The following is a 24172-nucleotide window of genomic DNA, read 5'->3' as shown; positions in this document are numbered from 1 at the left end:
CGGTGCCTCCGTGCCGACAGAAACTGCGACCTGACCTCGCCCGGAGACGGGAGGAGACAGGACCAATGACTCTCACCGCACCACGCAGGACGGCATCAGCCCGTCTGCAGGATCCGGGATCGGATGCCGCGCCGAAGCGCTCCTGGCGCCACCGCCTCTCGCGGTTCGACCAGAACGCCTCCCCGTACTTCTACATCTCGCCGTTCTTCGTCCTCTTCGGCCTGGTCGGCCTGTTCCCCCTGCTGTACACCGTGTACGTCGCGGTGTTCGACTGGGACCTGCTCAAGGGGCAGGGCGACTTCGTCGGCGCCGGCAACTTCGCAGAGATCCTCGGCGACGGGATGTTCTGGAACTCGATCCTCAACACCCTGAGCATCTTCGTCCTCTCCGCCATCCCGCAGCTCACGGTCGCGCTGGTGATCGCCTATCTCCTGGATCGCGGCCTCCGGGCCCCGACGTTCTGGCGGATGAGCGTGCTCATCCCGTTCGTGGTCACCCCGGTCGCCGTGGCGATCATCTTCTCGAGCGTCTTCAACGAGGCCGACGGCCTCGCCAACAACCTGCTGAACCTCATCGGCATCGTCGATCAGGAGTGGAAGCACGACACGTTCCTCTCGCACATCGCGATCGCGGTCATGGTGAACTTCCGCTGGACCGGGTACAACGCCCTGATCCTGCTCGCCGCGATGCAGGCCGTGCCGCGCGATCTCTACGAATCGGCGGCGATCGACGGCGCCGGCCCCGTGCGGCGGTTCTTCTCGATCACGATCCCGACGATCCGGCCGACGCTGATCTTCGTCATCATCACCGCCACGATCGGCGGGCTGCAGATCTTCGCCGAACCCCGACTGTTCGACGTCTCCACGGCCGGTGGGATCGGCGGCAGCGATCGGCAGTTCCAGACCACGGTGCTGTTCCTGTGGGAGATGGCGTTCTTCCGCCGCAACCTCGGCGAGGCATCCGCCGTCGCGATCCTGCTGTTCCTGCTCATCGTCGTGATCGGGCTCGTCAACTTCCTCATAACGAGGCGGATCTCGACCGGCGACGCCCCCAGCGGACGCGCGGCACGACGACGAGCGCGCACGCAGACGAGAGGAGTCGAGCGATGACCGCGACCCAGGCACTGAGCGTGCCGGAGAAGATCCGCCGGCGCCGCGGCGCCGCGGCGGGCGCAGCCGGGATCGGCAGCCGCCCCGGATTCCTGACCTACGGGCTCCTCGCGGCGTTCATCATCGGCAGCGTGTATCCGCTGTGGTGGTCGGTCGTCGTCGCCAGCGGCACCAACGCCACCCGCGGCGAGACGCTGCCGCTGATCCCCGGGGGCAACTTCTTCGCGAACGCGGCGAAGGTGCTCGACGCCATCCCGTTCTGGCTGGCTCTGGGCAACTCGTTCCTCGTTTCCGCGATCATCACGATCTCTGTCGTGAGCTTCTCGACGCTCGCCGGGTACGCCTTCGCGAAGCTGCGGTTCAAGGGCAGGGACGGGCTCATGATCTTCGTCGTCGCGACGATGGCGATCCCCACCCAGCTCGGCATCATCCCGCTGTTCATGGTCATGCGCGAGCTCGGATGGACCGGTTCGATCGGTGCCGTCATCGTGCCGACGCTGGTCACCGCGTTCGGGGTGTTCTTCATGCGCCAGTACCTGGTCGACGTCATCCCCGACGAACTGATCGAGGCGGCCCGCATGGACGGCGCGAACCAGTTCCGCACCTTCCTCACCGTCGGCGTGCCGGCCGCTCGTCCGGCCATGGCGATCCTCGGCCTGTTCACCTTCATGACGGCGTGGACGGACTACCTGTGGCCGTTGATCGTGCTCTCTCCCCAGAACCCGACGCTGCAGACGGCCCTCAGCCAGCTGCAGTCCGGCTACTACATCGACTACTCCATCGTGCTCACCGGAGCGGTGCTCGCGACCCTGCCCCTGCTCGTCCTCTTCGTGGTGGCGGGCAAGCAGCTGGTCAGCGGCATCATGGCCGGCGCGGTGAAAGGATGACATACATGACCACCAGGCGGTTCCCGGACGGATTCCTCTTCGGAGCGGCGACAGCCGCCTACCAGATCGAAGGAGCGGCCTTCGAGGACGGCCGCACCGCCTCGATCTGGGACGCGTTCAGCCGTGTGCCAGGAGCCGTGATCGCCGGCGACAACGGCGATGTCGCATGCGATCACTACCACCGCTACGGCGACGATGTTGCCCTCATGCGCGAGCTCGGACTGCAGACCTACCGCTTCTCGACCTCCTGGTCGCGCGTGCGTCCGGATGGCGGCGCGGTCAACACGCAGGGCGTCGACTTCTACAGCCGTCTGGTCGACGAGCTGCTGGGTGCCGGCATCCTGCCGTGGCTGACGCTCTATCACTGGGACATGCCGCAGGCCCTGCAGGACAACGGCGGCTGGACGAACCGCGACGTCGTCGAGAGGTTCCTCGACTACGCGGGCACCGTGCACGACGCGCTCGGCGACAGGGTGAACGTCTGGACGACGCTGAACGAGCCGTGGTGCTCGTCGTTCCTCTCCTACACGGGCGGGGAGCACGCCCCCGGGCACACGAGCGTCGCCGAGGGTCTGCTCGCAGCGCACCACCAGTTGCTCGCGCACGGCGAGACGATCCGCGAGCTGCGCTCGCGCGATGCAACACTCGACCTCGGCATCACGCTCAATCACACGGTCGCAGACCCCGCCGATCCGCAGAACCCCCGTGATGCGGATGCCGCCCGCCGCGTTGACGGCCAGTTCAACAGATGGTTCCTCGATCCCATCTACCGCGGCGAGTACCCCGCCGACATCGTCGAAGACATCAGGGCGGTGGATGCGGATGCCGTGGCGCGGTTCGAGGCCGCGGTCCGCGACGGCGACCTCGAGACGATCTCGCAGCCGATCGACACCCAGGGCGTGAACTACTACCACGGCGACCTGCTCGCCGGAGAGGCGCCCGCTCAGCCGCCGGTCTCCGGAGGGCCGTCGACCGAGCGCACCGGTCGCAGTCCGTATCCGTCGGATCACGGCATCCACGCGGTCGAGCGCGGCCTGCCGCGCACGGCGCAGAACTGGGAGATCCAGCCGGAGGGCCTCACCCGGCTGCTGCGCCGGTTGTCCGACGAATACACCGCCGAGCGGGGCGTGACTCTGTACGTCACCGAGAACGGTGCCGCTTTCGACGATGTCGTGGACGAGGACGGCCAGGTGCACGATGCCGACCGCGCGGAGTTCGTACGGCAGCATCTGGCAGCGGTGCTCGACGCCGCAGACGCCGGCGTCGACGTGCGCGGCTTCTTCTACTGGTCGCTGATGGACAACTTCGAGTGGGCCTGGGGCTACGACAAGCGCTTCGGAATCGTCCGAGTGGATTACGACACGCAGCAGCGCACGGTCAAGGACAGCGGCCGCGAGTACGCTCGGATCATCGCCGCTCGCGCCCTCTGAAGCGCGGGGGAACGCGGCAGAAGGGAAGCACGGTGACGTCGAGGGCGACGATCGAAGAGGTGGCCGCGGCCGCCGGGGTATCACGGTCGACGGTCTCGCGCGTGGTCAACGGATCGACGGCGGTGAGCCCAGAGGCCCGCGACTCCGTGCACCGTGCGATCGCGTCCCTGAACTACGTTCCCAACCGCGCCGCCAGGTCCCTGGCTTCGCGGCAGACGAATGCGATCGCGCTGATCGTCCCCGAGGACACCACGCGTTTCTTCGGCGATCCGTTCTTCGCCTCGATCGTCGCCGGGATCACGGGCGCGCTGCGCGGCTCCGACTATCTGCTCAACCTGCTCATCGCCAGCGACGACCCCGGCGACAAGATGTCGAGCTTCGTGCGTCACGGCGGCGTCGACGGCGCTCTGATCGTCTCGCACCACACCAGCGACGCGTTCGTGGAGACGATCGCCTCATCGGTGCCCGTGGTGTGGGGCGGTCGTCCGCCGCAGCGCCGTCACGGAGAGTACGCCGTCGACGTCGACAACATCGCCGCTGCCAGGACGGCGACGCAGCACCTGATCGACACGGGCCGAACCAGGATCGCCACGGTCACAGGCCCCATGACGATGCACGTGTCGTCCGACCGCCTGCAGGGCTTCCGCGACGCGCTGGCGGATGCCGGTCTCTCGTCTGCGGCGGAGCTCGAGGGCGACTACGGCGAGGAGAGCGGGGCGGATGCCGCGCGTCGCCTGCTAGCCGCAGGCCTGCCGGACGCGATCTTCGCAGCCAGTGATCTGATGGCGCGGGGAGCGCTGCGCACGCTCCGCGCTGCCGGCGTCCGCATCCCTGAGGACGTCGCGGTGGTCGGCTTCGACGACTCGCCCGTCGCCCTCAGCTCCGACCCGCACCTGACGACCGTGCGTCAGCCGATGTACGCGATGGGTGAGACGATGGCAGCGGTGCTGCTGTCACGGCTGGCCGGCAACGAGCCGCCGCAGATCACGATCCTGCCGACCGAACTGGTCGTGCGCGAATCGACGTGAGCGGCTGATCAGCCCCTGTTCATCCGCGCGAAGGCCCCGAGCACCAGGCGCTCGGACTGGATCAGATAGCGCTCAAGCGCATCGGCCGCGGCATCAGGCCCCTCGCTGAGCAGCGCCTCGAGCACGATGCGATTGCGCCGGACGAACGGTTCGTGGAGCGCGCGGGGGTCGTCGATCTCGAGGAAGACCAGGCGCAGCTCGGCGGACAGGTTGCGGTATGTACGCGCCAGGCGCGGACTGTCCGCCAAGTCGACGATCGCGACGTGGAACGCCATGTTGGCGCTGCCGACCCGCTGCCAGTCCTCCTCCGCCTGCCGGCGCTCTGATTCGGCGAGGGAGTCGCGCATGCGCTGGACGGCCGGATGCTCCGGCTCGCAGTCCCGCATGACGGTGCACTCGATCGTGCGCCTGGCGCGGTAGATGTCGATCACGTCGGCGATCGCGGGCGCCGCGACGGAGACGCCGCGGTGCGGAGTGTGCTCGATGAGCCCCTGTTCGGCCAGAACGCGGAACGCCTCGCGCACGGTGTTGCGGGAGGCTTCGAATCGGGTGGCGAGCATCGCCTCGGACAGCTTGGACCCGGGAGCGAACTCGCCGTCGATGATGCTCTGCCGCAGCGAATCTGCCAGCACTCCCTGTTGGATCACGCCTTCATGTTAGGCCGCCGAGACGGTTTCGTAGCATCCCGGAAACAAAGTTGTAGAACAATCTGACCCACAAGTGTTCTACACTCGGTGTCAATCGACACCCAACAACGATGATGGGACTCCCTCCATGTCAGAGCAGACTCATGACGAAGCCCGCCTCGCGGCGGTGAAGAAGCGCGCCGGCCGCAGTGCCGTCATCGGCGCGATCTTCCTGATGGCGACCAGCGCCATCGGCCCCGGCTTCATCACCCAGACCGCGACGTTCACCGCCACGATGGGCGCGGCCTTCGCGTTCGCCATCCTCATCTCCGTTCTCGTCGACATCGCCGTCCAGCTGAACATCTGGCGGATGATCACGTCCTCCGGCAAGCGCGCCGGCGAGCTCGCCAACGCCGCCATCCCCTTCTCGGGTCACGTCATCGCGATCCTCGTCGTCATCGGAGGCCTCGCGTTCAACATCGGCAACATCGCCGGCGGCGGCCTCGGGCTGAACGCACTGCTCGGCATCGACGCCAAGTGGGGCGGCCTCCTCACCGGCGCGCTCGCGATCGTCATCTTCCTGATCAAGAAGGCGGGGAAGGTGATGGACATCGTCCTCGTCGTCCTCGGCGTCGGAATGATCGTGATGACTGTGATCGTCGCCATCATGTCGCAGCCGCCGATCGGCGACGCCCTGCGCCAGACGTTCGTGCCCGACACGCTGAACTTCGCCACCATCACCACGATCGTCGGCGGCACGGTCGGCGGATACATCACCTATTCGGGTGCGCACCGGTACCTCGATTCCGGCCACACGGGTCCGGAGCATGCCGGACCGGTCATGCGGGCTGCGGCCAACGGCATCCTCGTCACCGGCATCATGCGCTACGTGCTGTTCCTCGCGATCCTCGGCGTCGTGGCATCCGGCGTCGCCCTCGATCTCACGACCCAGGCCGCCAACCCGGCCGGCCAGGCGTTCGGCGCCGTGCTCGGAGAAGCCGGGCTGCGGATCTTCGGCGCGATCTTCTGGGCCGCCGCGATCAGCTCGGTGATCGGCGCCGCCTACACCTCGGCGACGTTCCTCTCGACCTTCCACAAGCGCTTCCTCGGCGGGTGGTCGCTGCAGTGGGCGACGATCGCCTTCATCGTCGTCTCGCTGATCGTCTACCTGCTGATCGGCACGGCGCCCGCCGCGATCCTCGTCTTCGTCGGCGGCTTCAACGGATTGATCCTGCCGATCGGGCTGACGGTCTTCATGTACATCGGCTGGTTCCGTCGTGACCTGCTCGGCACGCGCAAGTACCCGATGTGGCTGCTCATCGCGGGCACGCTGGTGACCCTGCTCACCTGGTACATGGGTATCGTCTCGGTCGGACCCATCTTCGCCTTCCTCGGAACTGGAGCGTGACCATGCCGACCATCGATCTGAACTCCGACCTCGGTGAGAACGTCGCCGATCGCGTCGTCAGCGACGATGCGGCGATGCTCGAGATCGTGACCAGCGCGAACGTGTCGTGCGGCTTCCATGCGGGGAGCCCTGAGGGCATCCGGGAGACGCTCGCCGCGGCCGTCCAGCGGGGGGTCGTGATCGGCGCCCACCCCGGCTACCGCGATTACGAGAACTTCGGCCGCACCAACGTCGAGATCGATTCCCCGACCCTTCAGGCCCACGTCGAGTACCAGCTCGGTGCCCTGATCGGGCTGGCATCGGCCGTCGGCGGTCGCGTGGCCTACGTGAAGCCGCACGGCGCGCTGTACAACACGATCGCCCGCGATGAGCGGCAGTCGGCGGACGTGGTCGCGGCGATCAGGGCGATCGACCCGAGCCTCGTGCTGCTGGGACTCGCCGGCGGCGTCGTGCTCGATGTGGCCTCGAAGGCCGGGCTCGCCGTCGCCGCCGAGGCATTCGCCGATCGCGCCTACCAGCCGGATGGCCAGCTCGTCTCGCGCACGCAGGAGGGCGCTGTGCTGCACGACCCCGCCGCGGTCGCCGAACGCATGGTGCGGCTCGCCGACGAGGGAGTGATCCGTGCGATCGACGGCACGGACGTGCGGGTCGACGCGCAGTCGATCTGCGTGCACGGCGACAGCCCTGGTTCGATCGCAATGGCCGCCGAGACGAAGCGGATGCTGCAGGACGCCGGCATCACGATCGCACCGTTCGCCTCAACGACACCGTTCGCTTCAACGACACCGTTCGCTGGAGTCTGACATGTCGGTCCTCGCCTCCCCGGACCAGCTCGCCTCCGCGCGGGCGGCTCGTGCCGCCTACCGCGAAGGACTCGCCGAGCCCACCAGCGGTGTCGCCCCGGGGCTCACCCAGGCGAACCTCATCGCAGTGCCGGCCGACTGGGCCTTCGAGACGCTGCTCTACGCGCAGCGGAACCCCAAGCCGTGCCCGGTGATCGATGTCATCGAGCAGGGTGCCGTCGAATCCGCACTCGCTCCCGGGAGCGACATCCGCACCGACATCGGCGCATACCGGATCTGGCGCGACGGCGAGCTCGTGTCCGAGCAGACCGATGCACGCGACGCGTGGGAGGAGCATCCAGACCTCGTCGCGTTCCTGATCGGCTGCAGCTTCACGTTCGAGACAGGACTCGTGGAGGCGGGCATCCCGATCCGTCATCAGGAGCTCGGCCGCAACGTGCCGATGTACCGGACGAACATCGACTGCACCCCCGCAGGGCGCCTCCGCGGCGAGCTGGTCGTGTCGATGCGTCCGATCCCGGCCGGGCGAGTGGCGGATGCCGTGCAGATCTCGGGTCGCACGCCCGCAGTGCACGGGGCTCCGGTGCACGTCGGCGATGCGGCGTCGCTCGGGATCGCCGACCTGTCCCGCCCCGACTTCGGAGACGCCCCCGAGCTGCGCGACGGCGAGGTCCCGGTGTTCTGGGCCTGCGGCGTCACCCCGCAGGCGGCGATCATGGCGTCCAAGCCCCCCTTCGCCGTCACCCACGCACCCGGCTTCATGTTCATCACCGACGTCCCGGACGCGGAGTACATCGTCTGATGCGCATCCTCACGGCATCCGACCGGTCCCTGCTCGTTGAGGCGGCGGACCTCGACGAGGCGATGCGCCTGAACCTCGCATGGGACGGCATCCCCGGCATTGTCGAGCGCATCCCCGGTGCACGCACCGTGCTCGTACGCTTCGATCCGGTGCGGACGTCTGCGCGCGATCTCGCTTCGGTGCTGTCGGCGACCGCGGTGGATGCGGAGCACGTCCCGCACACGCGCGAGGTCACCATCCCGGTGCACTACGACGGCGAGGATCTCGCCGAAGCGGCTTCGCTGCTGGGCGTCTCGGCGGATGAGCTCGTGAGCCGGCACCTCGCCGCCGACTGGCAGGTCGCCTTCTCGGGCTTCGCGCCGGGCTTCGGGTACGTCGTCAGCAGCGATCCGCTGTTCGATGTTCCGCGGAGGTCATCGCCGCGCACGCGCGTGCCGGCAGGGTCGGTCGCGCTCGCCGGAGCCTTCACGGGGGTGTATCCGCGGGAGAGCCCCGGTGGGTGGCAGCTCATCGGACGCACCGATGCCGTCATGTGGGACATCGACCGCGACCCGCCCGCGCTGCTGGCGCCGGGGACCTCGGTGCGGTTCATCTCTGTTCATGAAACTGTCACGGGGAGCGCTGCGCAAGGGATGCCTCGGGACGTCTCCGCGATGGATGCCTCCGGCCGAGACATGCCCCCGCACGCCTCCGGCGTGCTCCCGCCAGACCCGATGCCAGCTCGGCCAGAGGCATCCATCGCTCCGCTCGGTGCGGACGCGGATACTGGGGAGTCGAAGCCTGCTCCCTCCATCGAGGTCGTCCGGCCGTCACTGCAGCTGCTCGTCCAAGACCTCGGCCGCCCCGGCCACGCGGCCCTCGGAGTCTCCGAATCCGGAGCAGCCGACCGCACAGCAATGCGCGACGCGAACCGAGCTGTCGGAAACCACCGCGGAGCGGCTGTGCTCGAGAGCGTCGGCGGGCTGACGTTGCGCTTCCATGGTGAGGGCGTCGCCGTCGTCACCGGAGCCGTCGGCGATCTCAGCCTGACCGACGCAGACGGCGACGCGCGCAGCATCCCGCACGGCATCCCGTTCGCCACTGCCTCCGGCGACGAGCTCACCCTCGGCCACCCGACGCACGGGCTGCGCTACGTCATCGGTATTCGAGGCGGCATCGACGCAGCATCCGCCCTCGGCAGTCGATCCAGCGACACGCTCGCCGGGCTCGGTCCCGCCGCGCTCGCCGCGGGCGACGTCCTCGAGGTCGGCGATGCGGCGGTGGCCGCCGTGGATCCGGACCCGCAGCCGCGCGACCTGCCGGCATCCGGCGATCTTGTCGAGCTCGACATCACGCTCGGTCCACGAGACGACTGGTTCACGGCAGCCGCCATCGACGCGCTCACGGCGCAGGAGTGGTCGGTCACGCCGCGCTCCGACCGGGTCGGCATCCGGCTGCAGGGCGACGTGCCGCTCGAGCGCGCGACCACCGGTGAACTGCCGAGCGAGGGTGCGGTGACCGGCGCGATCCAGGTGCCGCCGGACGGGCAACCCGTGCTCTTCCTGCCCGACCACCCGCTCACCGGCGGCTACCCGATCATCGGCGCGCTCACCGACCGCTGCCTGGATCTCGCAGCCCAGCTGCCCCCCGGCGCCCGCATCCGCTTCCGCATCGAAGAAGGACAGTCATGAACAAGGTTCTGATCGCCAACCGCGGCGAGATCGCCGTGCGCGTCATCCGCGCGTGCGCCGAGGCGGGGTACACCTCCGTCGCCGTCTACGCCGACCAGGACGCCGAGGCGCTGCACGTGCGTCTCGCGGACGAGGCCGTGGGGCTGGGCGGCGCGACGGCCGCTGAAACCTACCTGTCGATCTCCTCCCTTCTGCAGGCCGCCGCCGCGTCGGGCGCGGATGCCGTGCATCCCGGATACGGGTTCCTGTCCGAGAGCGCGGAGTTCGCGCGCGCTGTCGAAGATGCCGGGCTCACCTGGATCGGACCTGCGCCCGATAGCATCGACGCGCTCGGCGACAAGATGACCGCCCGCCGCATCGCGCAGAAGGTGGGCGCTCCGCTCGCCGCCGGCACCGACCAGCCGCTCTCCGGTCCCGCCGAGGCTGTCGCGTTCGCCGAGGAGCACGGCGTGCCGATCGCGATCAAGGCCGCATACGGCGGCGGCGGGCGCGGCATCAAGGTGGTGCGCGAGCTCTCCGAGGTCGCCGAGGCGTTCGATGCGGCGACGCGCGAGGCGATCGTCGCGTTCGGACGGGGTGAGTGCTTCGTCGAGCGCTTCCTGGAGAGCCCGCGGCACATCGAGGTTCAGGTGCTCGGCGACGGGCAGGGCGGCGTCGTCGCGGTCGGCGACCGCGACTGCTCGATGCAGCGCCGCAACCAGAAGCTCATCGAAGAGGCGCCGGCGCCGGGGCTCACGCCCGAGCAGCGCGCGGAGTTCCACGAGGCCGCGCGGCGCATCTGCGCCGACGTCTCGTACCGCGGCGCCGGGACGGTCGAGTTCCTACTCGCCGCCGACGGCACGATCTCGTTCCTCGAGGTGAACACGCGGCTGCAGGTCGAGCATCCGATCACCGAGGAGGTCACCGGCGTCGACCTCGTGCGCGAGCAGTTCCGCATCGCCTCCGGTGACGGACCATCGTTCACGTCGACGCCCGAGCCGCGGGGCCACGCGTTCGAGTTCCGCATCAACGCGGAGGACCCGGGGCGCGGGTTCCTGCCGAGCCCCGCGCTCGTGACGTCATTGAGCGTTCCGGGCGGGCCGGGAGTCCGCTGGGACAGCGGCATCGAAGCCGGGGATGCCGTGCAGCCCGCGTTCGACTCGATGATCGCGAAGCTCATCGTCCACGCCGATTCGCGGGATGCCGCGCTGGTGCGCGCGCGCCGCGCGCTGCGGGAGCTTCAGATCGAGGGGCCCGCGACGGTGATCGGGTTCGACCGGCTCGCGGTGGACGAGCAGGAGTTCGCCACCGACACGTTCAGCGTGCACACGCAGTGGATCGAATCGACTCTGCTTCCGCGCCTCGCACCGCAGCTGCGTCCTGCACCGCTCGAGGATGCCGGCATGCAGCGCTTCGGCGTCGAGATCGACGGGAAGCGCGTGGTGCTCGGGGTTCCGGCAGCGTTGCTGCGCGGGTTCGCTTCTTCTTCGACATCGGGTGGGCCGGCTGTGGAACCGGCATCCGCCGATCCGGCCGACCTGCGGGCGCCCGCGCCCGGCAGCCTCGTGCGGTGGCTCGTCGACGACGGCGCAGAGGTGGAGGCAGGGGATGCGGTCGCGGTTCTGGATGCCATGAAGATGGAGACCCAGGTCACCGCACACCGCGCAGGAACGCTGTCGCACACGGCATCCGTCGGCGACATGGTCAGCGTGGACGCCGTGCTCGGCCGCATCGCCTGACGCGGCACGTCGTTCACAACTCCTCAAGAATCGGCCCGGAACCGATGCTTCTGTCCTCGGAGCGCCGATCGCGCTGTTCTCTTGAGGAGTTGTGAACCCGGATCGTGCCTACTCCGGGTCGCCGCCCAACGGCCCGACGGCCGGGATGGGCCCGCCGTCGTCCGCACCGGTCTTGCGCGCCCTGGCGATCGCGTTGCCCAGGTGGTAGATCAGCAGCGCCGCGACCGTGCCGAGCACGATGGCGCCGAGTTGGAACGCACCCCAGTTCATCGCGAAGCCGCCGACGGCGATCACGAACGACACCGCGACCGTGTACTGGTTGACGGGACGGGAGAAGTCCACGCGGTTGTCGACCCAGATCTTGATGCCGATGACGCCGATCAGGCCGTACAGCGCGGTGGTCACGCCGCCCAGCACTCCCGGCGGGATGGAGTTGAAGATCACGCCGATCTTCGGAGAGAAGGCGAGCAGGATCGCAGCGCCGCCTGCCACCCAGTACGCCGCGGTCGAGTAGACGCGGGTGGCGGCCATCACGCCGATGTTCTCGCCGTAGGTCGTCGTCGCCGATCCGCCGAAGCCGCCGGCGAGCGTGGTCGCGAGCCCGTCCGCGACGAGTGCGCGGCCGGTGTGCTTGTTGATCGACGGGTCGTTCGTCATGGTGGCCACTCCCCGGACGTGCCCGACGTTCTCGGCGATGAGGACGAGCACGACCGGCAGGAACATCGGCACGTACAGCCAGGCGGCAGGGTCGGTGATGCCGGCGAGGTGGAAGTCGGGCAGGCCGATCCAGGCCGCCTCGTCGATGCCGGTGAACTTCACCTGTCCGGTGAAGATCGCCACGATGTAACCGACGATGACGCCGAGGAAGATCGAGATTCGTCCGAGGAATCCGCGGAACAGCACGCTGAACAGGATCACCGCGACGAGCGTCACCGAGGCGAGCTCCGGCTGCAGGGTGAAGTTGTTCCAGGCGGCGGGCGCCAGGTTGAAGCCGATCAGCGCGACGATGGACCCTGCGACCACCGGCGGCATGAACCGGTCGATCCACTGGACGCCGACCGCCTGCACCAGGAAGCCGATTCCCGCCAGCAGCACGCCGACCACCACGACGCCGACGAGAGCCTGAGCGATCTGCTGCGGCGACTCGAGTGCCTGGCCGGCGTTGATCGCAGTGATCGGGGCGAGGAACGCGAACGACGAGCCGAGGTAGCTGGGCAGGCGGTTGCGCGTCAGCAGCAGGAACAGCAGCGTGCCCACACCCGAGAACAGCAGCGTCGTCGAAACCGGGAATCCGGTGATGATCGGGACGAGGAACGTCGCGCCGAACATGGCGATGACGTGCTGAGCGCCGATCGCGAACGTCGCGGGCCAGCTCAGCCGCTCTTCGGGTCGGACGACCTTCCCAGGGGCGACGTTGCGACCGTCGCCATGAATCTTCCACACCGGCATACGGGTGCTCCTCTTCGTTTTCGGGTCGGAGACACACTACCGATTCCTGGGGGTTCGCTGTGCGCGGGCGCGCAGTGAGCGCGGCGAGCCCGCGGCACCCCGCGGCAACCCGCTTACGCGGTCAGGCGCGCGATGAGCTCGCGGTACCGGTCGGCGGTGCGCTCGACGATCTCCTTCGGCAGCACCGGCGGCTCGCCCTGCTTGTCCCAGTTCGACGCCAACCAGTCCCGCACGATCTGCTTGTCGAACGACGCCATCCGCTCGGAGGGCGTGGAACCGGACTCCCACGCGGCGGCATCCCAGTACCGTGACGAGTCGCTGGTGAGCACCTCATCGGCCAGACGCAGCGTGCCGTCGGCATCCGTGCCGAACTCGAACTTGGTGTCGGCGAGGATGAGGCCGTGCTCCTCCGCGATGGATGCCGCGCGTGCGTAGATCGCGAGCGATGTGTCGCGCAGCTCGGCCGCGCGCTCCGCGCCCACCAGCTCGACCACACGATCGAACCCGATGTTCTCGTCGTGCTCGCCCATGGGCGCCTTGTAGGCGGGCGTGAACAGCGGTTCGGGCAGACGGTCGCCGTTCTCGAGGCCCACCGGCAGCGGGATGCCGCAGATCGTGCCTCTCTCCTGGTACTCGACCCAGCCCGAACCGGTGATGTACCCGCGTACGACGCACTCGATCGGCAGCATCTCGAGAGACTGCGCGAGCATGGCGCGGTCGGCGACGGCGGCCGGGATCTCGCCATCGACGAGGTGGTTGGGGTACTCGCTCAGCTGTTCGAACCACCAGCGGCTGAGCTGCGTGAGCAGCGCGCCCTTGTCGGTGATGCCGGGGGAGAGCACGAAATCGAAGGCGCTGACCCGATCGGATGCCACGACGAGGATGCGCGTGTCAGCCGGGTCCTCGGAGGCGTAGAGGTCGCGGACCTTGCCGGAGTAGAGATGACGCCAGCCGGGGATGATCGCGGGAGTGCTCATGCGCCCATTATCCCGGTTGACGTGGTCGTGCCCGACCAGCGTTGCGGACGCCGGAAGCGCGCCCGGCACCCGCAACGCACGGCACTACGCCTGGGGAACAGCGGCGACCACGTCGATCTCGACGAGGATGTTCGCCAGCTGCGAGCCGACGGTCGTGCGCACCGGGTACGGCTCGGAGAAGAACTCCTTGTACGCCTCGTTGAACTCGGCGAAGTCGGCGAGATCGGCGAGGTGAACGGTCGACTTCACGCAGTCATCGAGCGTGAGCCCGTGCTCGGCGAGCACGGCACTGACGTTGCGCAGCACCTGACGCGTCTGCTCCGCGACCGAGTCGGCGACGGCACCGGTGGCCGGGTCCTGCGGGCCGAAACCTGCGGTGTAGAAGAAGCCGTTCGCGAGGACGCCCTGGCTGTAGGGGCCCGCCGGCTGGGGTGCGTTGGTGGTGTGAACAGCGGTCTTGCTCATGTGATGCTCCGTTCTGTGGATGGGTGATGGTCCGGTTCCGCCCGACGCAGGCCGCGCCCGGGAAGTTCGAGGGAGGGAGTGTCGAGATCGGATGCCGCGCCGACGAGTTCGCCGGCCGACAGCACCTGGATGCCGGCCACGAAGACGTCGTCGATGCCGACGGAGTCCCGCAGCGGCTGCTCGTACGTGGCGGCGTCGGCGACGGCATCCGGATCCACGACGATCACGTCGGCCACCGAGCCGGGCTCGATCGCGCCGCGTCGGCCGAGGCCGAATCGGGCGGCCGGCGCCGCGGACAGGTGCTGCACGGCATCCGACCACGACCATGTCGCGCTCTCGCGCACGAACTCGCGGAGGAAGCGTGCGAAGGCGCCTCGCGCACGCGGGTGCGGATGGGCTCCGATGAAGATGCCGTCGGACCCTCCGACGTGTCCTGGGTGGGCGAAGATGCGCGCGAGCTCGGCGACCGGCCGGTCGTACCGCACGGCCATGATCACGTTCGCCCGCAGCCGGCATGCCAGAAGGGTGTCGAGGACGAAGTCGATGACGTCGACCCCGGCGCGCTCGGCAGCCTGCGCGAGGGTGAGGCCGTGGGCCCAGGACAGTTCGGGTGCCGACAGGTGCGACAGCGAGATCATGCGCGGCCAGTCGGGGCCGAGGCTCGGGTTGCGCGCGACGCGGGGGAACCAGTCGCGCCGCAGCCGATCGCGTTCCGCGGGATCGGAGAGCGCCAGCAGGACGTCGTCGACCGGCTGCGCAGAGAGCTCCGGCGGCAGCAGCGGCATGCTCATCAGGCTGCAGCCGCGGATGTACGGGTACGCGTCGAAGGTGGCGTCGACGCCGGATGCCGCGAGCTCGTCCAGCTGCGCGAGGAGGATGTCGGCTTCGGCATGGAAGTGCGACACGTGCACGCGCAGCTCGGCGCCCGCCAGGGCTCCCGCGCCGCGCGCGATCGCCGCGATCTCGTCGATCCCGGCTGCCGAGTTCGCCTCGTAGCCGCCGCGCATGTGACTGACGTAGACGGCACCGGCCGCGGCGACCGGTGCGCAGAGCGCGGCGATCTCGTCGATGCCCTGGAAGATTCCCGGCACGTAGTCGAGCCCCGTGGACAGCCCGACGGCCCCGTCGCGCATTCCTTCGCGCACGAGCGCGGACATCGCCTCCAGGTGTTCGTCGTCGGCTGGCCCCTGCGCACGACCGCACACTTCGAATCGCACGGTGCCGGCGGGTACGAGGTATGCCGCATTGACGCGCGAGGTGCCGTCCGCTGCGGCGAGGTAGCCGGCGACGCCGTTGCCCGAATACGTCGGGTGGGGGCCGTTCACGGCGGCGAAGTACTCGCTGGCGTACGCGCCGTCGCCCGGTGCGTACGAGACGCCGTCCTGCCCGGTGATGACCGACGTCACACCCTGACGCAGCAGCGACCGCTGCACGCTCTCGTCGTGCAGCAGACCGTCGACATGCGAATGGGCGTCGATGAAGCCGGGCATCACGAGCCGACCGGTGCAGTCGACCACCGTGTCACCGGCCTGAGATGCCGCCTCGCCCACGGCGACGATGCATGCGCCCTCGATCACGACATCGGCGCGTCGTTCGCCGGACGCGTCGACGATCGTGCCGCCGCGCAGGACGACACGGGCGGATGCCCCGCGGATCGCTGCGTCCGTCATCAGAAGTACGTGCGCACCAGGTCGGTCACGACGCCGGAGTCCCAGGAGTCCACGACGGGCAGCACGCGCCACTTGTCGAAAGCAGTGCACGGGTGCGAAAGGCCGAGTGCGACGACGGCTCCGACAGCCAGGTCGCCCTGCATCCGAACGAACGCGTGCTGGTCGTTCAATGCCGTCACCGTCGCGCCGTCGAGCGCGCGCCACTGCTCGCCGAGCTCGGTTGCCGTCTGCCGGGGGATCGGGAGGCCTTCGTCGTAGGGGAAGTCGCGCTTGCCTCCGTCCACGAGAGCCAACCCGTGCTCGGGTTGCGAGACGACTCGAGCGATCCCGTGCATGGCGGTGCGCAGCCGCGGGGCATCGGCGGAGGCGCGCGCCTCGTCGAACGGGGAGATCTGCCGGTAGAAGCCGTCGTCGTGAACGATGTACGCGCCGGAGCGCAGCGTGAAGTGCGTGCTCGGGTCCGTGCCGGCGCCGGCCTCGGCGTACACCTCGGCCACGATGTCGAAATAGGCGCTGCCGCCGGCCGTGATGTAGATCTCGCCCGGCCCGTACAGGCGGCGGATGCTCTCGTGCAGCCGCACCTGCGACTGCAGGTATTCGCGCACCACGTGCTGCGCGTTGTCGCTGCGGTCGTGCGCGAGGGCGCCCTCATAGCCTGCGACTCCGGCGAGCCGCAGGGTGGAGGTCGCGGCGATCCGCTCCGCCACTCGGGTGGCGGCCTCGATCGTGCGCGCTCCGGTGCGGGCCCCCTCGGCGCCGAGCTCGACCAGCACGTCCACCGGCCGGGGGGCGCCGGCGGCACGCAGAGCGCGGTCCATCGCGTCGACGGTCTGCAGCGAGTCGGCCCAGCAGAGGAAGCGGAAGGACTCGTCCTGCAGCTCACCCGCCAGGTAGCGCAGCGCGCGCTCGTCGACAGCGCTGTTCGCGAGCATGATCGATGAGACGCCGAGGTTGCGCGCTGTGCGGACCTGGCCCATCGTGGCCAGCGTGATCCCGGCGGCGCCGGCATCGAGCTGGCGCTGCCAGAGCGTCGGGGCCATCGTGGTCTTGCCGTGCGGCATGAGTTCGAGTCCACGGTCAGCGCACCAGGCTGCCATCGTGGCGACGTTGTGGTGCATGGCGCTGTCGTCGAGGACGACCAGCGGTGTCCAGAACTCGTCGAGTCGGGGCCTCGTGGCGACGAAGTCGGCGATCGTCATGCCGATCGCGCGCTCCGGGATGCCCTTGTCGGTGGAAGTCAGGACATCGCTGGCGTGCAGCAGATCATCGTTCATCATGGCGCTCAGCCCAGCAGCTTCGCGAGGGCGGGCAGCTGCTCCGGATCTTCGAGCGCCGAGCCGACGGCGACCACACGAACGCCGGCATCCAGGTAGGCGGGTGCGTTCGTCGCATCCATTCCGCCGGTCGCCACGAACGTGACGCCGGGGAACGGGCCGCGCATCGCGCCGAACCATCCCGTGCCCAGTTGCGACGCCGGGAAGGCCTTGAGCCAGGTCAGGCCCTCTTTCACCGCAGCTTGAACCTCGGTCGCCGTCGAGACGCCGGGGAGGGACGGCATGCCGGCCTCGTGCGAGGCGCGGACGATCTCGGCATCGAAGCCAGGGCTGACGGTGAAGGCGGCGCCGGCATCGCGGGCCTGGCGCACATGCTCGAGAGAGACGACGGTCCCGGCGCCGACGCGCAGACCTCGCGGGGCGGCGGCGTCCGCGAGAACGCGGAGTGCTTCGACGTCGGTCGGCGTCTGCACTGGCACCTCGACGGCCGTGATCCCGAGGTCCCACGCGGTCGTCGCGACGGCCAGGCTGCGCTCGACGCCCATGCCGCGGAGGATCGCCATGAGGGGCACCTCTCCGAAGAGGTCGCGGAAGGAGGAGTTGTCGGTCATGATCGCCCTTTCACTGGATGTTGTCTGCGACGAAATCGCTCGTCGAACGGAGCACGAGGTGTGCGCGTGCGTGCCCGGCGCTCAAGCGGCCCGCCGCGTCCTCGCCGCCGAGGTGGGCTGCGAGATAGCCGGCGGCGAACGCGTCACCGGCGCCGACCGGCTCGACGACCTCGGTCGGGATGGCTGGTACGAACGTCGTGGAGTCCTGCGAACCCTCGGTTGCGAACTCGCTGGCGCCGACGTCGCCGTCCTTCACGACGAGTCGCGCCGGCTCGGGCAGCAGCTCGCGCACGTCCTCCACCGTTTCGCATCCCCACACGGTCTGCGCCTCGTCGAGGCCGACGAACACGATGTCGGCACGGCGCGCGAGCGCCAGAAGCGTCGGAGCAGCCTCGCCCGGAGCCCACAGGGCCGCGCGGTGGTTCACGTCGAAGCTGAGCCGCCCGGAGCCTGCTCCGACTCGATCGATGACCGTGTCGACGAGGTCGGAGCAGGTCGGCGACAGTGCGGGTGTGATGCCGGAGATATGCACGATCTCGGCGGCTTCGAGCGGAACCTCGGCGACGGCATCCGGCGTCATGCGCGATGCCGCGGAGCCTGCGCGGTAGTAGAGCACGCCGTGACCGGGGTCCTTGAAGTAGACGCCGGTGGGTGCGCCCGAGTCGGTGCGCACCCACGTGACGTCGACGCCGCGCGCCGCGATGGCGTCGCGCACGCGGTCGCCGAGCACATCGGCGCCGACGGCGCTCACCCACGCCGCGTCGATGCCGAGAGCGGCGGCGTGGGTGGCGACGTTCGACTCGGCGCCGCCCACGTGCACCTGCAGTTCGGCGGCAGCCGCCAGCGAATGCCCGCGCCCAGGCGTGAGCATCACCATCGTCTCGCCCAGCGTGATCAGACGCGGGGCGATCAGGGGCGACTGCGTGGCCGTCATCGGGATGCGGCCTTCGCCTTGACGGTGGGGATGTTCTGCGTCGCTGCCAGCACGTGCAGGCGTCCGGCATCCTCGCGGTCGGGGCGGACGGATGCCGCGAGCGTCGCGATCACACCGACCACGGCGATCACCGCCGAGTAGACGACCACGGGCCAGAAGGCTCCGCCCGCCGCGGCGACGATCGCGGTGCAGATCAGCGGTGCGAAGCCTCCGCCGAGGGTGTTCGAGAACTGGTAGCCGATGTTCACGCCGGTGGTGCGCGCCTCCGCGTCGAACATCTCGACCAGCATCGTCGAGAGCGTCGCCTGCATGGCGACGCCGAACACCACGAAGCCGAGGATCTGGCCGAGCCAGATCAGCCACATGTTGCCGGTCGTGAAGAGCATGAACGTCGGGTAGACCATGGCGGCGAAGCCGAGGCAGCCGATGATGTAGACGGTGCGCCTGCCGATGCGATCCGAGATCGCGCCCCAGAGCGGGGCGACGAAGATCTGCAGCATTCCGACGATCATGGTGCCGGCGAAGCCCATCCACGCGGGGAGGTGCTGGTCGGAGACCATGAAGCTGAGACCGTAGGTGAGGACGACGTACCCGGCGATCGACTGGGGGAGGCCGATGAGGATTCCCATGATCGCGTTCTTCGGATGCCGGAACACCTCGATGAGCGGGTTGGCCTTCTTGCCCGCCGCGGCCAGCTGCTCGTTCTGCGTCTCGATGAACTCGTCGGACTCCTCGAGCTTGTGCCGCAGGATGACGGCGACGATCGCGAGCACGAGCGAGAACACGAACGGGATGCGCCAGCCCCACTCGATGAACCAGGAGCCCTCTCCGAGGCCGAGGGCCGCCATGAATCCGCCGGAGACGACGTTGGCGATGCCGGCGCCGCTGATGAGGAATGCGCCGTACATGCCCTTCTTCCCGATGGGGGCGTTCTCGACGACCATGGTCGCCGCTCCGCCCATCTCGCCGCCGACGAAGAAGCCCTGGAACATCCGGAAGACGATCAGCAGGATCGGGGCCGTCGCGCCGATCAGGTAGTCCGGCGGGATAAGGCCGATGGCGGTCGTCGCGATGCCCATGCCGACGACGGTGATCATGAGCACGGCCTTGCGACCGACCCGATCGCCGACGATGCCCCAGATGATGCCGCCGACGGGGCGGAGCAGGAATCCGACCGCGAACGTCGCGAACGAGGACAGCTGCGCGATGACCGGGTCGTTGCTGGAGAAGAAGACAGCGGGGAAGACTGCGGCCGACGCGAGGCCGTACAGGTAGTAGTCGTAGTACTCCATCAGCGTGCCGATGGAACCGCCGGCGATGGTGCGCCGCTGCTTGGGAGTGAGTCCGCTGGGGGTGCTCGCTCGGGTCATGAGAGCTTCCTTACTCAACTGGATCGTGGATCAGACACAAGCTAGCGCAGGCTGAACAGATTGTCTAGATGAGATACATTTAGTTCAGATGAGGAGCGGGGGTGCAGAGTGGTAGACGTGGAAACGCAGACGCATGACACGTACGAGGGCGCGGCCGAGGTGCTCGAAGTCTTCCGCCCCGTCATGCACGCCATCGCGGCGGCAGGCGGGCCGGCCTGCGAAGTCGTGCTGCACAACCTCGACGGCGCTGACGTCGATCTCGGCCACACGATCGCGGCGATCGAGAACGGCCACGTCACCGGCCGTGAGGTCGGCGGCCCCTCGACCAGTCTCGGACTGACGGTCCTGCGCAATCGGCAGGAGGACCACGACGCGTTCGGGTACCGCGGCTTCACCGATGACGGGCGCGAGTTGCGCTGCTCGAGCGTGTACTTCCGCAATCGGGCCGGCGACATCATCGCCGCCCTGTGCATCAACGTCGATCTGAGCGCGATGCAGCAGGCGCGTTCGCTGCTCGATGCCCTGCTGCCCGCTCAGGGGCCAGCGGCGAACACCTCGCCCGACGAGTACTTCGGGCGGGATCTCGTCTCTGTCATGGACACCATGATCACCGAGGCGATCCGCGAGGTCGGACGCCCGCTCTCGCAGATGACACGCGACGACAAGATCGGCGTGCTCGAGAGGCTCGATGAGCGCGGGGCGACGCAGATGCGCAAGTCGGTCGAGACGATCGCCGTTCGCCTGGGCATCTCGCGCGTCACGGCGTACGCGTACCTCGACGAGGCTCGTCGCGCCGCGAACTGACCCGGGTCCTGCCGCTCGATCGTCGGTGTCCGCCGACGGGTGTAGCGTTGCCGGGTGACCGACGCCACCGCACCCAGCGCAGCATCCACTCAGGCTCCGGAGCGCAGCCCCTGGCCGGCCCTCTGGGCACTCGTCATCGGGTTCTTCATGATCCTCGTCGATACGACGATCGTGACCGTCGCGAACCCCGCGATCAAGGCGGCGCTCGACCCCGACACGCCGAACCTCGACCGCGTCGTCTGGGTCACCAGCGCCTACCTGCTCGCGTACGCCGTGCCCCTGCTGATCACCGGGCGCCTCGGCGATCGCTTCGGCCCCAAGAACATCTACCTCGCCGGCCTCGCGATCTTCACCCTGGCGTCCCTGTGGTGCGGGCTGTCGACGAGCCTCGACGGACTCATCTGGGCGCGTGCGGCCCAGGGCCTCGGCGCCGCGCTCCTCACGCCGCAGACCATGGCCGTCATCACCCGCACGTTCCCGCCCGAGCGCCGTGGTGCGGCGATGGGGCTGTGGGGCGCGGCATCCGGGGTCGCCATGCTCGTCGGTCCTCTGGCCGGCGGATTCCTCGTCGACGGTCTCGGCTGGGAGTGGATCTTCTTCATCAACCTGCCCGTCGGCGTCGTCGGATTCGTGCTCGCCTGGATGCTGGTCCCGAAGCTCGAGACGCATTCGCACCGCTTCGACGTGCCAGGCGTCTTCCTCAGTGCGATCGCGATGTTCCTCATCGTGTTCGGCCTGCAGGAGGCCGAGGCGTACGACTGGGGTGTGATCTGGGGACCGATCTCGGTCTGGAGCCTGATCATCGCCGGCGTCGTCGTGCTCGCCCTGTTCCTCTGGTATCAGGCCCGAACGAAGAACGAGCCACTCGTCCCTCTCGGGCTCTTCCGCAACCGAAACTTCGCCTGGTCGAACATCACGATCGCACTCGTCGGGTTCACCGTCACGGCGCAGGGCCTGCCCCTGATGTTCTTCCTGCAGCTCGCCCGCGGACTCACCCCGACCGAGTCCGCGCTTCTGCTGATTCCGATGGCGCTCGCAGCCGGCATCGTCTCGCCGTTCGCCGGCCGTCTGCTCGACCGCATCGACCCGCGCATCATGCTGGTACCCGGGTTGCTGCTGGTCGCGATCTCGTTGTTCCTGTTCGCCGTGATGATGAACACCGACACCCCGATCCTGTGGATGCTGGTTCCGTCGCTGATCCTCGGCTTCGGCAACGCCGGCATGTGGGGTCCGCTCGCGACCACCGCGACCCGCGACCTGCCCATGCACCAGGCCGGCGCCGGTGCCGGCATCTACAACACGATGCGCACGATCGGCTCAGTGCTCGGATCGGCGGCGATCGCCGCCTTCATGCAGAGCAGGCTCGACGCGAACCTGCCCGGTGCCGACCAGGCGTCAGGCGGTTTCGGGGAAGGCGCCCTGCCGGACGTCGTCGCCGGCCCGTTCGCGGATGCCATGGCGCAGACGATGCTGCTCCCGGCGGTGTTCATCCTCCTCGGCGTCGTCGCGGTTCTCTTCCTGCGTCGGCCGGCGCATCTACGCTGAGAGCATGACGATCGAACTCACCCGACCCACCGCTGACCTGTTCGACTCCTGGGCTGCGGCGGTCGACGAGTTCGGCGGCATCCACATCGACGGTTCGGGTATGACCACGCCGACGCGGGGCGACAGGGCGAGCTTCGACGAGCTCGTCGCGAATGCGGAGCGCATGGCCGACACGAGCGTCGCCCCGCCGGAGGGCCGCGTCCACAACGACCTCTACTGGATCACCGACGGAGGCGACGTCATCGGCTTCGTCTCGCTGCGGCACGAACTGAACGAATGGCTGCGCCACTTCGGTGGACACATCGGGTACTCGGTGCGGCCCACTCGGCGTCGGCAGGGCTACGCGCACGCGGGCCTCGCGCTCGCGATGGACCGCGCCCGCGAGCTCGGGCTCGAGAGCGTCATGCTCACCTGCGACGACGACAACCCCGGTTCGTACCGCACGATCGAGGGCGCCGGTGGCGTGCTTCAGGACGTGGTGGATGCAGCCGAGCAGGGCCACCCGCGTCTGCGCCGCTACTGGATCGAGCTGTAGCGCGCCTCAGCGCGTGGAGAAGGCGCTTACCTCGTCGAGAAGGCGCTGTCGAAGGCGGCGTCCGCCGGCCGGTACGACGACAGCTTCCGCACGAACTCCAGCGCCTCAGGAGCACCGACGAGCCGGTCCATGCCGGCGTCCTCCCACTCCACGGACAGGGGGCCTTGGTAGCCGATCGCGTTCAGCATCCGGAATGCGTCCTCCCACGGCACGTCGCCGTGGCCTGTCGAGATGAAGTCCCAGCCGCGCCGCGGATCGGCCCAGGGCAGGTGCGAAGAGAGCCGGCCGTTGCGGCCGTTGCCGAGTCGCTTCTTCGTGTCCTTGCAGTGCACGTGGTAGATCCGGTCCTGGAAGTCCCAGAGGAACGCGACGGGGTCGATGTCCTGCCACACCATGTGCGACGGGTCCCAGTTCAGCCCGAACGCCTCGCGATGCCCGATCGCCTCGAGCGCGCGCTTGGTCGTCCAGTAGTCGTAGGCGATCTCAGAGGGATGCACCTCGTGAGCGAACCGAACGCCGACCTCGTCGAACACGTCGAGGATCGGGTTCCAGCGGTCGGCGAAGTCCTGGTACCCGGCATCCAGCATCTCGTCGGTGGCCGGCGGGAACATCGCGACGTACTTCCAGATCGAGGAGCCGGTGAAGCCGGTGACGGTCTTCACGCCGAGCTTGGCCGCCAGACGGGCGGTGTTCTTCATCTCCTCCGCCGCGCGCTGACGCACGCCTTCAGGATCGCCGTCGCCCCAGACGCGGTCCGAGACGATGTTGCGGTGCCGCTCGTCGATCGGGTCGTCGCACACCACCTGCCCCTTGAGGTGGTTGGAGATCGTCCAGACCTTGAGCCCGTTGCGCTCGAGGATCGCCAGGCGATCCGCGATGTACGCGTCGTCGTCCCAGCGCCAGGGATCGAGGTGATCGCCCCAGCAGGCGATCTCGAGGCCGTCGTAGCCCCACGATCCTGCGAGCCTGGCGACCTCTTCGAAGGCAAGATCGGCCCACTGGCCGGTGAACAGGGTGATCGGTCGTGACATCGTCGTCCTCTTCTCGTGCGTTCGGT

22 protein-coding genes are annotated in these 24172 nt (G+C 68.8%); 12 read left to right on the top strand and 10 right to left on the bottom strand.

Annotated elements, in window-relative coordinates:
- Positions 1-65: 65 nt before the first annotated feature.
- Genes KHB019_RS08385 through KHB019_RS08370 form a run of 4 tightly spaced genes read left to right on the top strand, consistent with a single transcriptional unit; the run spans position 66 to position 4454 of the window.
- Positions 66-1109: a carbohydrate ABC transporter permease gene (locus tag KHB019_RS08385; protein WP_230101724.1), complete on the top strand. Its 1044-nt coding sequence runs from the start codon at positions 66-68 to the stop codon at positions 1107-1109.
- Positions 1106-1996 carry a carbohydrate ABC transporter permease gene (locus tag KHB019_RS08380; protein ID WP_337458647.1) on the top strand — a complete coding sequence of 297 codons (891 nt, stop codon included), beginning with the start codon at positions 1106-1108 and terminating at the stop codon, positions 1994-1996. Before KHB019_RS08385 ends, KHB019_RS08380 begins: the two co-directional genes overlap by 4 nt.
- A 5-nt stretch (positions 1997-2001) precedes the next feature.
- On the top strand, positions 2002-3426 hold the full coding sequence (locus tag KHB019_RS08375; RefSeq protein WP_337458646.1) for a GH1 family beta-glucosidase: 1425 nt from the start codon (positions 2002-2004) through the stop codon (positions 3424-3426).
- 32 nt (positions 3427-3458) lie between these two features.
- Positions 3459-4454 carry a LacI family DNA-binding transcriptional regulator gene (locus KHB019_RS08370; RefSeq protein WP_337458645.1) on the top strand — a complete coding sequence of 332 codons (996 nt, stop codon included), beginning with the start codon at positions 3459-3461 and terminating at the stop codon, positions 4452-4454.
- 8 nt (positions 4455-4462) lie between these two features.
- Here the strand turns inward: KHB019_RS08370 and KHB019_RS08365 are convergent, their stop codons facing one another.
- Positions 4463-5101 (bottom strand): GntR family transcriptional regulator, encoded by a 639-nt coding sequence (locus KHB019_RS08365; protein ID WP_230101720.1) that lies wholly within the window; start codon positions 5099-5101, stop codon positions 4463-4465.
- A gap of 127 nt (positions 5102-5228) precedes the next feature.
- Between KHB019_RS08365 and KHB019_RS08360 the strand changes: the two genes are divergently transcribed.
- The 5 genes from KHB019_RS08360 to KHB019_RS08340 are packed head-to-tail and all read left to right on the top strand — an operon-like array spanning position 5229 to position 11481.
- Positions 5229-6488 carry an NRAMP family divalent metal transporter gene (locus tag KHB019_RS08360; RefSeq protein WP_230101719.1) on the top strand — a complete coding sequence of 420 codons (1260 nt, stop codon included), beginning with the start codon at positions 5229-5231 and terminating at the stop codon, positions 6486-6488.
- Between the two features lie 2 nt (positions 6489-6490).
- A complete protein-coding gene (locus KHB019_RS08355; RefSeq protein WP_337458993.1) occupies positions 6491-7291 on the top strand; it encodes a LamB/YcsF family protein in 801 nt (266 codons plus the stop codon).
- Position 7292: 1 nt separating this feature from the next.
- Positions 7293-8093: a putative hydro-lyase gene (locus KHB019_RS08350; protein WP_337458644.1), complete on the top strand. Its 801-nt coding sequence runs from the start codon at positions 7293-7295 to the stop codon at positions 8091-8093.
- Positions 8093-9763, top strand: a complete 1671-nt coding sequence (locus tag KHB019_RS08345; RefSeq protein ID WP_337458643.1) for an urea amidolyase family protein — start codon at positions 8093-8095, stop codon at positions 9761-9763. Before KHB019_RS08350 ends, KHB019_RS08345 begins: the two co-directional genes overlap by 1 nt.
- Positions 9760-11481 carry an acetyl/propionyl/methylcrotonyl-CoA carboxylase subunit alpha gene (locus tag KHB019_RS08340; protein WP_337458642.1) on the top strand — a complete coding sequence of 574 codons (1722 nt, stop codon included), beginning with the start codon at positions 9760-9762 and terminating at the stop codon, positions 11479-11481. The genes KHB019_RS08345 and KHB019_RS08340 overlap by 4 nt, the downstream gene beginning before the upstream one ends.
- A 108-nt stretch (positions 11482-11589) precedes the next feature.
- Here the strand turns inward: KHB019_RS08340 and KHB019_RS08335 are convergent, their stop codons facing one another.
- The 8 genes from KHB019_RS08335 to KHB019_RS08300 all read right to left on the bottom strand — a co-directional run bounded on the left by KHB019_RS08335 (position 11590) and on the right by KHB019_RS08300 (position 20231).
- Positions 11590-12930, bottom strand: coding sequence for a uracil-xanthine permease family protein (locus KHB019_RS08335; RefSeq protein ID WP_337458641.1), 1341 nt, complete (start codon positions 12928-12930; stop codon positions 11590-11592).
- 113 nt (positions 12931-13043) lie between these two features.
- A complete protein-coding gene (locus tag KHB019_RS08330; protein ID WP_230101713.1) occupies positions 13044-13907 on the bottom strand; it encodes a phosphoribosylaminoimidazolesuccinocarboxamide synthase in 864 nt (287 codons plus the stop codon).
- Positions 13908-13991: 84 nt separating this feature from the next.
- Entirely contained in the window at positions 13992-14372 is a 381-nt protein-coding gene (locus KHB019_RS08325; RefSeq protein ID WP_230101712.1) for a RidA family protein, read from the bottom strand.
- Positions 14369-16042, bottom strand: coding sequence for an N-acyl-D-amino-acid deacylase family protein (locus tag KHB019_RS08320; protein WP_337458640.1), 1674 nt, complete (start codon positions 16040-16042; stop codon positions 14369-14371). Before KHB019_RS08320 ends, KHB019_RS08325 begins: the two co-directional genes overlap by 4 nt.
- On the bottom strand, positions 16042-17319 hold the full coding sequence (locus KHB019_RS08315; RefSeq protein ID WP_337458639.1) for an amino acid aldolase: 1278 nt from the start codon (positions 17317-17319) through the stop codon (positions 16042-16044). The genes KHB019_RS08320 and KHB019_RS08315 overlap by 1 nt, the downstream gene beginning before the upstream one ends.
- Before the next feature lie 5 nt (positions 17320-17324).
- The gene (locus tag KHB019_RS08310; protein WP_337458638.1) at positions 17325-17927 is read right to left on the bottom strand and encodes a bifunctional 4-hydroxy-2-oxoglutarate aldolase/2-dehydro-3-deoxy-phosphogluconate aldolase; all 603 of its coding nucleotides are present in this window, start codon (positions 17925-17927) and stop codon (positions 17325-17327) included.
- 10 nt (positions 17928-17937) lie between these two features.
- A complete protein-coding gene (locus KHB019_RS08305) occupies positions 17938-18861 on the bottom strand; it encodes a sugar kinase (RefSeq protein ID WP_337458637.1) in 924 nt (307 codons plus the stop codon).
- A complete protein-coding gene (locus KHB019_RS08300) occupies positions 18858-20231 on the bottom strand; it encodes an MFS transporter (RefSeq protein ID WP_230101707.1) in 1374 nt (457 codons plus the stop codon). The genes KHB019_RS08305 and KHB019_RS08300 overlap by 4 nt, the downstream gene beginning before the upstream one ends.
- A 117-nt stretch (positions 20232-20348) precedes the next feature.
- On the opposite strand from KHB019_RS08300, the gene KHB019_RS08295 reads away from it, so the two are divergent.
- Genes KHB019_RS08295 through KHB019_RS08285 form a run of 3 tightly spaced genes read left to right on the top strand, consistent with a single transcriptional unit; the run spans position 20349 to position 23115 of the window.
- Positions 20349-21035 carry a helix-turn-helix transcriptional regulator gene (locus KHB019_RS08295; RefSeq protein WP_230101706.1) on the top strand — a complete coding sequence of 229 codons (687 nt, stop codon included), beginning with the start codon at positions 20349-20351 and terminating at the stop codon, positions 21033-21035.
- A 54-nt stretch (positions 21036-21089) separates the two neighbouring features.
- Positions 21090-22580: a DHA2 family efflux MFS transporter permease subunit gene (locus tag KHB019_RS08290; protein WP_290368235.1), complete on the top strand. Its 1491-nt coding sequence runs from the start codon at positions 21090-21092 to the stop codon at positions 22578-22580.
- 4 nt (positions 22581-22584) lie between these two features.
- The gene (locus KHB019_RS08285; protein WP_325472273.1) at positions 22585-23115 is read left to right on the top strand and encodes a GNAT family N-acetyltransferase; all 531 of its coding nucleotides are present in this window, start codon (positions 22585-22587) and stop codon (positions 23113-23115) included.
- Between the two features lie 26 nt (positions 23116-23141).
- On the opposite strand, the gene KHB019_RS08280 is transcribed toward KHB019_RS08285, so the two are convergent.
- On the bottom strand, positions 23142-24146 hold the full coding sequence (locus KHB019_RS08280) for a sugar phosphate isomerase/epimerase family protein (protein WP_337458636.1): 1005 nt from the start codon (positions 24144-24146) through the stop codon (positions 23142-23144).
- Positions 24147-24172: the final 26 nt, after the last annotated feature.

Origin of the sequence: Microbacterium sp. KHB019, assembly GCF_037285405.1 — a bacterium.
Taxonomy (GTDB): Bacteria; Actinomycetota; Actinomycetes; order Actinomycetales; family Microbacteriaceae; genus Microbacterium.
Note: the sequence above shows the minus strand (reverse complement) of the source record. Positions and strands in the feature narration are given on the sequence as shown.